General features: G+C 49.4%; 9 protein-coding genes. 6 read left to right on the forward strand and 3 right to left on the reverse strand.

What is annotated here, in order from left to right:
• Positions 1–208: 208 nt before the first annotated feature.
• The 3 genes from CTH_RS05320 to CTH_RS05330 are packed head-to-tail and all read left to right on the forward strand — an operon-like array spanning position 209 to position 5572.
• On the forward strand, positions 209–1876 hold the full coding sequence (locus tag CTH_RS05320) for a site-specific DNA-methyltransferase (RefSeq protein ID WP_318262786.1): 1668 nt from the start codon (positions 209–211) through the stop codon (positions 1874–1876).
• Positions 1873–3081 (forward strand): EVE domain-containing protein, encoded by a 1209-nt coding sequence (locus CTH_RS05325; protein WP_318262787.1) that lies wholly within the window; start codon positions 1873–1875, stop codon positions 3079–3081. Before CTH_RS05320 ends, CTH_RS05325 begins: the two co-directional genes overlap by 4 nt.
• Complete coding sequence (locus CTH_RS05330) at positions 3038–5572, forward strand: DEAD/DEAH box helicase family protein (RefSeq protein WP_107753268.1); 2535 nt, start codon at positions 3038–3040, stop codon at positions 5570–5572. Before CTH_RS05325 ends, CTH_RS05330 begins: the two co-directional genes overlap by 44 nt.
• A gap of 104 nt (positions 5573–5676) precedes the next feature.
• Here the strand turns inward: CTH_RS05330 and CTH_RS05335 are convergent, their stop codons facing one another.
• Together CTH_RS05335 and CTH_RS05340 are read right to left on the reverse strand one after the other, a co-directional pair.
• Positions 5677–5943 (reverse strand): DUF5316 family protein, encoded by a 267-nt coding sequence (locus CTH_RS05335; protein WP_107753270.1) that lies wholly within the window; start codon positions 5941–5943, stop codon positions 5677–5679.
• 126 nt (positions 5944–6069) lie between these two features.
• Positions 6070–7080, reverse strand: coding sequence for a glyceraldehyde-3-phosphate dehydrogenase (locus tag CTH_RS05340; RefSeq protein ID WP_079906574.1), 1011 nt, complete (start codon positions 7078–7080; stop codon positions 6070–6072).
• A 254-nt stretch (positions 7081–7334) separates the two neighbouring features.
• Here CTH_RS05340 and CTH_RS05345 point away from each other — a divergent pair, with 254 nt between their 5' ends.
• Genes CTH_RS05345 through CTH_RS05355 form a run of 3 tightly spaced genes read left to right on the forward strand, consistent with a single transcriptional unit; the run spans position 7335 to position 12701 of the window.
• The gene (locus CTH_RS05345) at positions 7335–9746 is read left to right on the forward strand and encodes a 3-hydroxyacyl-CoA dehydrogenase/enoyl-CoA hydratase family protein (protein WP_079906575.1); all 2412 of its coding nucleotides are present in this window, start codon (positions 7335–7337) and stop codon (positions 9744–9746) included.
• Positions 9747–9758: 12 nt separating this feature from the next.
• Positions 9759–10913: a thiolase family protein gene (locus CTH_RS05350; protein WP_078666341.1), complete on the forward strand. Its 1155-nt coding sequence runs from the start codon at positions 9759–9761 to the stop codon at positions 10911–10913.
• A 21-nt stretch (positions 10914–10934) separates the two neighbouring features.
• A complete protein-coding gene (locus tag CTH_RS05355; RefSeq protein ID WP_207656833.1) occupies positions 10935–12701 on the forward strand; it encodes an acyl-CoA dehydrogenase family protein in 1767 nt (588 codons plus the stop codon).
• Between the two features lie 80 nt (positions 12702–12781).
• On the opposite strand, the gene CTH_RS05360 is transcribed toward CTH_RS05355, so the two are convergent.
• Positions 12782–13252, reverse strand: coding sequence for a PaaI family thioesterase (locus CTH_RS05360; protein ID WP_078666319.1), 471 nt, complete (start codon positions 13250–13252; stop codon positions 12782–12784).
• Positions 13253–13308: the final 56 nt, after the last annotated feature.

Consider the following 13308-nt stretch of genomic DNA (forward strand, 5'->3'; position numbering starts at 1 on the left):
ATTTTTGACACAGGATGAAAAGCAGTTAACGATGTTTGACATTAAGGAGGCTCCTGGCCGCCCTATGCTTCATTGGCTAGGGAAACGGCCTTTGCGAGCCGTGAAATATTATGAAGCTTAACTTAAAGAGCAATACGGTGAGCCGATTGAAGACGGCTGGGTTAGCCGCCTCTACTGGGGTGACAATCTGCAGGTAATGAGCCATTTAATGAAAGAGTTCAGAGGGAAGATTAAACTCATCTACATAGACCCTCCCTTCGATTCTAAAGCGGACTATCGGAAGCGCATTAGGTTAAGAGGCAAGCAATTAGAGGGTGACACCTCCGTAATTGAGGAGAAGCAATATACAGATATTTGGGCTAATGACCTTTACCTCCAATTCATGTTTGAGAGATTGCAGTTGATGCGGGAATTGCTATCGGAAGAAGGCTTTATTTTTATTCATTTGAATGATGAACGAGTACATTATATAAAAATTATACTTGATGAAATATATGGTAATTCCAACTACCGGAATCAGTTAATCGTAAAGCGTATTAAGAAAAGTTATGTTGAAGAATCTGGAATATTTTCTTTTAACGAGGGCTGTGATTATATCTTGCTCTATTCTAAATCCGAAAACCCAAGATTAAGACCCTCCTTGAAGTATGCTCCGAAGGAAGAGCGGTGGCACGGGTTCGATGCTCCCAATATTCGTCCCAACTTGACCTATGAATTGTTCGGTCAATTGCCTCCGCCGGGCAGGCACTGGTTGAAATCACAAGAAGAAGCACAGAAAATGATTGAAGCAGGGGATTTACGGCCTAATCCAAATACCGGAAAACCTGAATATCGCATACCAGCTACTGAATATATCGGCAGGGATAACCTATGGGATGATATTACTGCATCCGCTTTTACGACAGGGTATCCAACCGAAAAAAATGAGACGTTGCTTAAGGAAATTTTAAATGTAGCTTCCAACCCTGGCGACCTTGTAGCCGACTTTTTCTGCGGGTCCGGCACTACCCTGGCTGTAGCCCAGAAGCTGGGCCGCCGCTGGATTGGCAGTGACATCAATTTAGGGGCTATTCATACCACAGCACGAAGGGTTTCGCAAATCATCAAAGAACAGCAGGAAAAGATGCGGCAACAAACCCTACTGGACGAAGGGAAAAAGTTTTACCCTGCCTTTGCCGTTTATAACGTTAACCACTATGACATTTTCAAGAATGCCCTGGAGGCCAAAGAGATAGTAATGAAACTTTACGGGGTAGAACCGGTAAAGCGCTCTTTCTTTGATGGTATCCTGAACGGCAAATGGGTTAAGGTGGTAGAACTAAACCGGGTCTGCTCCAAGGAGGATGTGCAGGCAGTTTTTGATGAGATACTCTCCAAAGGCGAAAATGAAATAGAAGCTAACTACAGGCGGGGCGTGCTCATTCTATGCAGCGGCCACGAGTACGACGTGTTGGATTATGCCAAACGCTTAAATGTGGTCAACATTCCCTTTGAAATACGCGACATCCTTACGGACCGCAAGGATATTATCTTCAAACGTCCCCCTGAAGCGGACATCGCTTTAAGGCTGGAGGGAGGCAAAGCAGTGGTAGAGATACGACAGTTCTACTCCCCCATGCTCCTGCAGAAACTGCAACTGGAGGATGATCCTGAAGAAATCGAGGACTGGCGGCAATTAGTAGAAGCAGTCCTCATTGACCCAAACTATGATGGTGAGGTGTTTAAGCCCGCTATTCAAGATATTCCCGGCAAGAAGGATATGGTATCTGGGGTCTACGAACTCCCTCTCACTGGACCCGGGCAGAAAATTGCCGTTAAGATTGTGGATGTGCTGTCGGAGGATTTTTTTGAGGTCCTGGAGGCGGAAGTAAAATGATGCCACTGGAACAGGTGTTAGAACTGGTTGGCGACCTAGATGATGCTCCAGGCGAGAAAACGCCAAGGGAACGATTCCGCCGATTCTTGTCCCAAAATTTGACCAGCGTTGGCGCTGTGCGCGATTACGTGGAAGAGTGTCTGCGCAGGCCCGGGGAGCAGTACAACCGGGCCTTACAAGACCTAGTGAACCACTTAGGCCGCCTTTTGGGTTTTGACGTAACCTTTGGTAGATATAAAGGCGTCCAGGGGGAAATCGGGTTTGACGGCGTGTGGAAGTCCCCTTCCGGTCTTTATATCGTCGTAGAAGTGAAAACAACTGATGTTTATGCCATAAAAACGGCTACTCTCCTCGGTTACATAGACCGGCTTATATCCGAACAAAAGATACCCGACTGGGACCATGCTCTGGGTCTTTATGTAGTAGGGCGCAGTGATGCTGAACTGAAGCAACTGGAAAACTCCATTATTGCTGAAAAGCGTATCCACCAATTACGGGTTGTTACCGCTGATAAACTGCTTACCCTGGCTGAACTTTTAGCCGATTACGAAATGGAACACGAGGCTGTTTTAACTATGCTCCGGCCAACGGGTCCTGTAGTTGATTCTCTGGTTGAACTGATTGCCGGTCTGGTAGCGAAAGAAATCCGCACTGCCGGCGAAGGCATACAACAGCCGCAGGAAGAAACTACTAATGAGCCTTCATCGGAGCCAGAAGGTACTGATGTTCAGTATTACCTCGCTCCGGTAGCGTCTGATGACACTCAAACCGCAGAAGAACGTATAAAAAAACTCCTAGGTGCAGGAATTTACGCCGTCAGCGAAAATTCTCTTGGCCGGAAAGTTAAGCCGGGCGACTGGATTTGTTTTTATGCCACCGCGACGGGCGTGGTAGCCCACGCCAGGGTAAAATCATCCCCTGTGCAGAAACATCACCCGCTGGTAAAGCATCCCGAAAAGTATTCTTACGTCTTCGAGGTGGATTCCGTCAGTATCTATACCGAAAATCCCGTTGTTTTGCGTGCTGAATTAAGGGAGAAGCTGGATGCTTTCAGGGGCGTGACTCTTCTAAAAGATGGGCATGGTTTGTCCAAGGCACGGGACGGGTCACTAAGCACGATTTTATGCTGCTTACCCGGCAAGCAAAGGTTGAGGTGGTATGATGAGCACAATTTCTTTTTTAGACCAACTGTGGCAGACTTTTGAACAGTGCCGGGGCTATTCCAGTGATGAATTTGCTGGGAAACGCTTGCGGCAGGAAGAGAACGAGCGCTTTTACGAGGGAGACTTTTTTAAAAAGGTCTTCCCCGAGACCCAGAACATCTTGCGCCACATCCGGGAGGTTGGCTTTTTACGCCCACCGCAGGTGGACGCTTTTGAGCTTTACGTCTACCTTAAAGAAATCCAAGGCAACCCTACCATCAAAGAATTATACCGCCGGCTTTTGTTACCGGAAGGCACACAGTTGGATGTATTAGCGCTAACAGCGGAGCAACTGGAAGAAATTAAGCAAAAGAAAGCCCTCCTGGAGGCTCTGGATAGCGAATTGCAGGGGCTTGCCTACCCCAACTGGCTTTTTGCCCTGGGTATGGGAACTGGTAAAACCATCCTCATGGCAACCATGATTTTTTATGATTTTATCCTGGCCGAGCATTATCCAGAGGACGGGCGCTTCGCCAAGAATGCCCTGGTCTTTGCTCCTGACACCACTATCTTTGATTCTCTACGGGAAATCCAGGATTTTGACTATTCCAGGGTAATTCCGCAGGAATATGCTCTTTTTCTGTCCAGCAATCTAAAGTTTCATTACCTTTCCGATGTCCAGACCGAGCTTTCCGTACTGTCCAGTTCGGCGTACAACATTATTGTCTCGAACGGGCAAAAGATTATCCTCAAGAAGCAGGGAAACAACAGCAACGGACAGCAGACCCTCTTCCCGGTGGTTAAAGATATAGAGGGTGAATGGAAAGTCAACGACCGCTTGCGGAAACTAGAACAGCTGGACAACCTGGCTGTATTTGTGGATGAGGCCCACCATGCTTTCGGGACATCAATTACCAACGACCTGAAGCGTGTGCGGGAGACAATCAACCGGCTTGACCGCAAGTCTCCTCTGGCTGGGTGTATCAATCTCACCGGTACCCCATATGTGGATGGTAAGATGCTCCCTGAAGTGGTTTTCTTTTATTCCGTCAAACAGGCCATTGATGACGGGCACTTGAAGCAGGTCAAATTCATTGACTACGCCAATACCAAGACGGAAGAGTTTATCAGGGACGTGGTAGACCGGTTCTGGCGTCAATACGGGGAAGAGCGGCGTGAAGGGATGCTACCTAAAATCGCTTTCTACTGCACTACTATTTCCGAACTGGAGGATGAGTTCAGGCCCCTGTTAGAAAAAGTCCTGGCAGAACAAAGCATTCCCCTGACTAAAATCCTGGTCAACCACAGTGACGTTGAGTACGAGAATATCCGCCGTTTCCGGCTCCTGGATACTCCAGAATCCGAAGACCAGTTTATTCTTCTGGTGGGTAAGGGTACGGAAGGATGGAACTGCCGCAGCCTGTTTGCTACTGCCATGTATCGCAGGCCCCGCAGCAAGGTATTCCTTCTCCAGTCATCCTTACGATGCCTCCGGGCCATTGGAGACATGCCCCAGACGGCAACCATTTTCCTCTCTACTGAGAACCGGGCCATACTGGAGAATGAAATTCAGAAGAACCTGGGCACCACCATGTCCGAACTTGAAGGGCGCAAGAACAAGCGCAAGGTTACCATTCAAAAGCGTAAAGACGTCAAAATAAAACTGGCTAAGCAGCGTGTAAAAGTTCTGCGCCAGGATCAGGAGGAGACCGGCCAAATTAAGCTGGCCCTGGATGAATATTACACCAATCATAAGAACGAATTCGTGGCTTTCGTAACGGAACGAGAGATGGCAACAAATGGTAAAAAGATAAAACTCGCCGTCAAGGACAGCCAGACTCTACAACGCCGCCAAAAGGACTATACCCTCTACACCCTGGTGGAAGAGATAAGCAGGTACACTCATTTACCCTGCCTCAAGGTGGAAAAAATTTTACGGAACAGCGATATGGGTATTGATGGTTGTCTTGCCTGGGTAAACTGCGAAAACCGCCTCATAGAGGTTATTGTCTACCGTATCTTAGATGCAGTTTTCCGGTATGAGGTAGTTAATGAGGTGGAATGGGAAGAAGTTGAGCTTGCTAAGAATTTCCCCGTAAATTGGGTAGTGGAAGAAGACAAGAGAGCTTTGGAAATGTATGACGGGAGGTACCCAAATAGTTTCCATATTGAGCCCTACATATTTGATAACGAGTCAGAGAAACGGCTTTTTGAATATTTCGTGGAGCATAAGGATATAGAGGAAATTTACTATACTGGCGGCATTACTGACGTCGGACATAATGAGTTTTACGTGGAATATTACGATGAGCTGGAAGAACGCTGGAGGCGCTATTATCCAGACTTTATACTTAAACTCAAAAATAATGGGTGGGCAGTGGTTGAAGTGAAGCAGGCAGACCAAACGGCGCACCCTAATGTGATAGCAAAAGAGCAAGCCGCCCGCGAACTCTTTGAAAAGCTGAATTCGTTTCACTACATTATCAAGCGGGACGATGAGATACGCCGGGGCATGTTCCAGGACATTTTTCTCGTGGAGTTTGAAAGGAAGTAAACTAAACTGAATCCCGGAAAAGGGCACAAAACCCCCTGTGGTAGAATTGTATGCTACTACAGGGGGGTTAATTTAGGGCCGGGAAAAGGGGGAGTAATAGTAAACTAGAGCCAGTAACAGATTTGGTACGGCAAACCAGAAGAGAAAAGTAAATATTTTTTTCTCCGCAAAAAATCTTCTGGATTTTCTGATGAGTAATTTGCTCGAATACGGTCGCCTCCAACCAGTATACCGGAAAAAATTGCTGCCAGACCTATAGAGACTAACCCTGTTATTCCGATGATCTTAATACCAGAGGCTAATTGTTTTTGTATTGACGAAATTAGCAGCACAGAGACAAGAAAAATGGTACCTGATAATACCGAGAGCATTTTACCAACCTCCTGGTGTGTAAAATATTTAGAGACTTTATTTTATGTATAGGATACTACCTATTAATAATAACCAGCCCCTGGCCCAATAAAGCCAGGGGCTGAATGATTAGCGGTCTAACTTTTTTATTCCAGTCTTTCCCCGACATAACGGGCCAGATCTACTACCCGGCAGGAATAACCCCACTCATTGTCATACCAGGCCAGGACCTTGGCCTGATGCTTGCTAATGGCCATGGTAGAAAGGCCATCGACAATCGAGGAAGCGGAGTGGCCGATGAAATCAGAGGACACCAGGGGTTCCTCGGTATAGGCCAGAATGCCTTTCAGCGCACCATTGGCCGCTTCCTTCAGGGCGGCATTGATGGTTTCCACTGAAACTTCTTGTTCAAAATCTGCGACCAGGTCTACCACTGAAACATTGGGGGTAGGTACCCGCAGGGCCAGGCCGTTCAATTTGCCATTCAGCTCCGGCAACACCTTGCCTACGGCTTTGGCAGCGCCGGTAGTGGTGGGAATGATGGACTGGGCACAGGCCCGGGCCCGCCGTAAATCCTTATGGGGATTATCCAGGTTTTTCTGGTCATTGGTATAGGCATGAACGGTAGTCATCATACCGCTGATGATGCCGAATTTCTCATGCAGCACCTTGGCCACCGGGGCCAGGCAGTTGGTGGTACAGGAAGCATTGGAAATAATATGATGATTGGCCGGGTCATAGGTCTGTTCGTTTACGCCCATTACGATGGTCACATCTTCGTTTTTGCCTGGAGCTGTGATAATTACTTTTTTGGCACCGGAAGCCAGGTGTAGACTGGCCCCGTCCCGGTCTTTAAATTTGCCGGTGGCCTCGATGACGATATCTATTCCCAGGTCACCCCAGGGCAAATTGCGGGGATCCCGGTCGGATAGACAACGAACTTTCTGGCCATTAACATAGATTTCCTGCTCTCCGGCAGCAACATCTGCACTATAAACCCGATGGATTGTATCATATTTTAACAAGTGGGCCAGTATGGATGGAGCGTAGGATGCATTGATGGCCACTACCTCAAAAACAGGATCCAGGGCCGCTGCCCGCATGACCAGACGGCCAATGCGACCAAAACCATTGATACCGATTCTAATTTTCTTCATCTCACCATAAACCTCCCCTTATTGTTAAGCCACATAACACTATTCGCCGAAAACAGAGAAAATCCTGCATACAAAATATATTTTTTCGCTAAATAAGTATGACACATTTGCTGCAATTGTGTCTATATATTGCTGCCAAATTTTTTGCTTGAATTTTGCAAAAATTATCTTGACACAGGTAAGGATTGACAGCTAAAATTAAATCAGAATGAATACTCATTCAGTAAGATGTGGGTAAAAGGGAGGTAGAGGGAATGAAAAGGGAAATCCGCACAGCTGCGGTCCTTGGTGCCGGGGTGATGGGTGCTACCATTGCTGGCCATCTGGCCAATGTGGGCATTCCGGTTCTGTTGCTGGACATTGTGCCCAGGGAACTGACTCCGGAAGAACAGGCCAAGGGGTTGACGATGGAAAGCCCGCAGGTCCGCAATCGATTTGCAGCCAGGGGCAAAGAACTTTTACTCAAGAGCAAACCGGCTCCCCTGTTTGTGCCGGAAGTAGCTCAACGTATTGAAATCGGGAACTTTGAGGATGATTTGCCGAAAATCAAGGATGCTGACTGGATTATCGAAGTGGTAGTGGAAAACCTGGCTATCAAGCAACAATTACTGGCCAGAGTAGCTCAGTATCGCAAGCCAGGAGCCATTGTCAGCACCAATACTTCTGGTATTTCCGTCAATAAAATGGTGGAGGGCCTGGCGCTGGAATTCAGACAGCATTTTCTGGGAACCCATTTCTTTAACCCTCCCCGCTATATGAAGCTGCTGGAAATTATCCCGGGAACAGATACCCTGCCGGAAATTGTGGAGTTTTTGTCCTGGTTCGGGGAACGTCGCCTGGGTAAAGGAATAGTTTTGTGCAAAGATACTCCCAATTTTATTGCTAATCGCATTGGAGTTTATGGTATGGTATCTACGGCCCAGGCCATGGAAGAACTGGGCCTGACTCCGGAAGAAGTGGATGCTCTCACCGGACCGGCTCTGGGGCGACCCAAGAGCGCTTCCTTCCGTACTCTGGATATGGTTGGACTGGACACTTTCCTGCATGTAGCGGCCAATGTACGGGATAATGTCACCGAACAATGGGAAAAAGAGGCTTTCCGCATTCCCGAGTTTTTGACCAAAATGGTGGAGAACAAGTGGCTGGGGGATAAAACTGGACAAGGGTTTTATCAAAAGGTAAAAACTCCGGAAGGCAAGCAGGTCTTGACCCTTGACTGGCAAACCTTGACTTACCGGCCCCAGCAGAAGGTGAAGTTGCCCCAGGTGGAGATGGCCAAACAGGCTCCCGGTGGGCTGGCCGGTCAGATGAAGGCTCTGGTTAATGGCAAGGACAAGTACAGTCAAATGGCCTGGCTTGCAGTCAGCCGTCCCCTGTTGTACGCTGCCCGCAAAGCCCAGGAGATTGCCGACAGCATTCTGGCCATAGATAAAGCCATGGAATGGGGCTTTAACTGGCAAATGGGGCCCTTTGCCACCTTTGATGCCCTGGGGGTAGAAGCTACTGTGGCCCGTATGGAGGCTGAAGGTCAGGAAGTACCCGCCTGGGTAAAAAACATGCTGGCTAAAGGCTTCAAGTCCTTCTACAAGAAGGAACAGGGCCAGTTATGGCAGTATGACTGGAACAAAGAGGACTATGTCCTGGTGGAAGATAAACCGGGGTTAATTATCCTGAAAAACCGGAAAGAGCAACCTGGAGCCGTGATTTACCGTAACTCCGGTGCCAGCCTGGTGGATCTGGGTGATGGCGTCGCTTGTCTGGAATTCCATTCCCCCAACAATGCCATCGGTGGGGATATCACTGATGCTATTCGCGTTGCGGTGGAAGAAGTGGAGAAAAACTTTGTGGGTTTGGTAGTTGGTAATCAAGGGAAAAACTTCTGTGTTGGTGCTAACCTGATGTGGATGCTGTTTGAATCCCAGGCAGGGGACTGGGATGAAATCGAGCTGATGGTCCGCACCTTCCAGAACGCCGTGATGAGCCTGAAATACTGCCGCAGACCGGTCGTGGCGGCGCCCTTCGGCATGACCCTGGGCGGAGGCTATGAGGTCTGTGCCCATACCCATAGGATTCAGGCAGCAGCTGAGACTTATATGGGTCTGGTGGAGCTGGGTGTAGGCCTGATCCCGGCTGGTGGTGGCTGCAAGGAGCTGTTATTGCGTATGTATGAAGGTATCCCGGCTGGCACCAGAACTGACCTGCAGCCCTTTGTCAACAAGGCCTTTGAAACCATTGCCATGGCCAAAGTTTCCACCAGTGGTCCTGAGGCTAAAACTCTGGGCTACCTGCGGGCAAGCGATGGGATTACCTTCAATAGTGATTATCTGATTGCTGAAGCCAGGGAAGCGGTTCTGGCCATGGATCGTACCGGCTTTATGCCACCAGAGCCCAAACAGATTCCGGTGGTCGGGGAGTCGGGTTATGCCACCATGGCCTTAGGAGCCTATTCTCTGAAGATGGGGGGCTATATCAGCGAATATGACGAACACCTGGCCAAAAAAGTTGCCTATGTCCTCTCCGGTGGCAAGGTGCCGGCTGGCACTCTGGTAACTGAACAGTATCTGCTGGATCTGGAACGGGAAGCCTTCCTGAGTCTGGCCGGTGAACCCAAGACCCAGGCCCGCATGCAACACATGCTGGCCACGGGCAAACCCTTGCGGAACTAGGAGGTGGAAAGAATGAGGGAAGCTGTGATTGTTGCCGGTGCTCGTACTGCGGTAGGGAAAGCACCCAAAGGGACCTTGCGGCATGTTCGCCCGGAAGATATGGGGGCAGCGGTGATCCGCAATGTGCTGGAACGGGTACCGCAGGTTCAACCTGAAATGATAGATGATGTGATTGTCGGTTGCTCTTTCCCGGAAGGGGAACAGGGTTTCAACATGGGCCGGGTGCTGGTCCTGCGGGCGGAATTGCCTATCACTGTACCCGGGTTTACTATTAACCGTTTTTGTTCCTCCGGTTTAAACGCCATTGCCCTGGCTGCCCAGCAAATTATGATCGGCCAGGCGGATATCATCCTGGCCGGTGGCGTGGAATCCATGAGTATGGTCCCGATGGGTGGCAATAAGATTGCCCCCAACCCCTGGTTAATGGAACACATGCCTGCTGCCTATATGGGCATGGGTCTGACGGCGGAAAATGTGGCCCAGCGCTATGGTATTACCCGGGAGGAACAGGATCGCTTTGCTCTGGCCAGCCACCAGAAAGCAGCAGCGGCTATTCGGGAAGGCCGGTTTAAGGATGAAATCGTTCCCCTGACTGTAAAACAGGGCAAAAAGGAAATTATCTTCGACACTGATGAAGGGGTGCGGTCTGACACTTCTCTGGAAGCGCTGGCCAAACTCAAGCCTGCCTTCCATGCAAAAGGTACTGTAACTGCCGGGAACTCTTCCCAGACCAGTGACGGAGCTGCTTTTGTCATGGTCATGGCCAGAGAGAAGGCAGAAGAGCTGGGTCTAGAGCCCCTGGCGGTATTCAAGGCCTTTGCTGTGGGTGGGGTTCACCCTGATGAAATGGGGATTGGTCCGGTAGTAGCCATTCCCAAGGCCTTGAAAATTGCCGGGCTGACTTTGGATGATATCAAAGTGGTTGAGCTGAATGAAGCCTTTGCTTCTCAGGCTCTCTATGTCATAAAAAAACTGGAGCTGGATCCTGCCAGGGTCAACCCCAATGGTGGCGCCATTGCCCTGGGTCATCCCCTGGGTTGTACAGGAGCTAAACTCACCGTCAGCCTGATTAATGAACTGAGACGGCGGGGCGGTGGTTACGGTATCGTCAGTATGTGTATCGGTGGCGGTATGGGTGCTGCCGGAATCTTTGAAGTACTGGCCTAATTATGAAGGGAGGAAATGAGCATGGGAGAAAGAGTAAAAGGGGGCGCATTTTTGCTGGGCCCTGTCAGTCCGGAACAGGTCTTTACTCCGGAGGAATTTACCGAAGAACATAAGATGATTGCCAAAACCGCCTTTGATTTTACCGCCAAAGAGGTAGAGCCGCGGGTAGAAGAATTGGAAAAATTAAACCCGGAACTTATGTCTTCCTTGCTGAAACAGGCCGGGGAGCTGGGCCTGCTGGCGGCCGATATTCCGGAAGAATATGATGGTGCTGGTCTGGATAAAATCAGCTCCATGTTGATTGCGGAAAACCTGACCCGGGGCGGATCCTTCGGGCTGGCCCATGGGGCTCATACCGGTATCGGCTCATTGCCCATTGTGCTGTTCGGTAATGCCGACCAGAAAAAACGCTATCTGCCTGCCCTGGCCAGTGGGGAAAAGATTGCCGCCTATTGCTTGACTGAACCAACTTCCGGTTCCGATGCGCTGGGAGCTAAAACCCGGGCTGACCTCAGTGCTGATGGAAAATATTACATCCTCAACGGTACCAAGCAGTTTATCACCAACGCCGGTATGGCTGATGTTTTCGTGGTTTATGCCAAAGTGGATGGTGACAAGTTTACTGCTTTTATCGTGGACCGGGAGACCGAAGGCCTCAGCCTGGGCCCCGAGGAAAAGAAAATGGGAATTAAAGGCTCTACCACTCGCCAGGTTATTCTGGAAAACGCCAAAGTGCCGGTGGAAAATGTACTGGGCGAAATCGGCAAAGGCCATGTCATTGCCTTCAACATCCTCAATATCGGCCGTTACAAGCTGGCGGTAGGTTGTCTGGGAGCAGCAAAACATGCCATCGAGCTGGCGGCCAAATACAGCCTGGAGCGTAAGCAGTTCGGCAAGCCCATCGCCTCCTTTGGTATGATTCGGGAAAAACTGGCCCGTATGGCTACCAGCATCTATGTCACTGAAAGTATGGTCTACCGTACCGGAGGCCTAATCGATGCTGCCCTGGCTGAAATCGACCACCATGCTGAAGATGCCGGACCCAGAATCGGGCGGGCAATCGAAGAATATGCTCTGGAGTGCAGTATTAACAAAGTCTTTGCTTCCGAGGCCCTGGACTTTGTAGCTGATGAAGCTGTTCAGATTCATGGCGGTTATGGTTATATTTCCGAATATCCAGTCGAACGCATTTACCGTGACTCCCGGATCAACCGGATTTTTGAAGGGACCAATGAAATAAACCGGCTGATCATTCCCGGCATGCTGATGCGCAAGGCGATGAAAAATGAATTGCCCTTCCTGCAAGTGGCTCAGGCCCTGCAGAAAGAGCTGTTACAGCCTCTGACTCCGGTTAGCGATGAACCGGTAACCCGGGAAGCCCAGCTGGTGGAACGGGCCAAGAAAATTTTCCTGCTGACTGCTGGTTCTGCTGTGCAGAAACTGGGGCAGAAACTGCAGGATGAACAGGAGGTCCTGGCTCGCATCGCAGATCTGGTCATCGAAATCTTTGCCATGGAAAGCGCGGTACTGCGCACCATCAAGAAAGTGCAGGCCAAAGACCTGTATGCCGATCTGGCTGTGGCCATGACTTCTTTCTATTGCTTCGATGCTTTCCGGCGGGTGGAAGGCTATGCCCGGGAAGTACTGCTGGCTATCGAAAAAGGGGATGTGCTGGCTACCCAGCTCAGTGCCCTCAAGAAACTGGCCCGTCCACCTTTTGTTGACTGGCTGGGTCTCACCCGTACCATTGCTGCCAAAGTCCTGGATTTTCAGGGCTATAAAATCTAAATCCTCTACCCACCTTGTACCCCGGCCTGGCAGAGCCGGGGAAATTTTTTGCTGAGAATGGGGGTGGGGTCAAACCTTTATTAACCGGGCGGGATTCCAGGACGTCCCTGGAGCATCATCATAGTTGCTGTCATAGTAGCAATGAGCTTTTGTTTTTCTCCCTCAAGGGAAAAAACTTCTCCTGCGCAAACGGTGATTGTATGCCCTGGTTTTACAACCTTACCTTTAGCCAAAAACAACTCTCCCTTTGCCGGTGAAAGAAAATTTACCTTAAATTCAATAGTCAGAACAGTAGCATTGTCTGGCATCAGACTCAAAGCGGCATAACCGCAGGCGTTGTCCACAATAGTAGTAATAATCCCGGCGTGCAGGAAACCATGTTGTTGAGTGAGGTCATTTCTAAAAGGGAGTTGAATTTCCACTTCACCAGGTGCTACTTTAGCCAGTTCAGCGCCAATAAGTTTCATTACTGCTTGTCTGGCAAAACTTGACCTAACCTGGTTTTCAAAATCCGGGGTTTTGGGGTTAAAGCAATTTTTATCCCCTTTCATTGTTGTTCCTTCCTTTCTTAAAGAAATTGTTAGGGATGATGGGGGTGTTTTTATGG

Origin of the sequence: Carboxydocella thermautotrophica, from assembly GCA_003054495.1 — a bacterium.
Lineage (GTDB): Bacteria > Bacillota.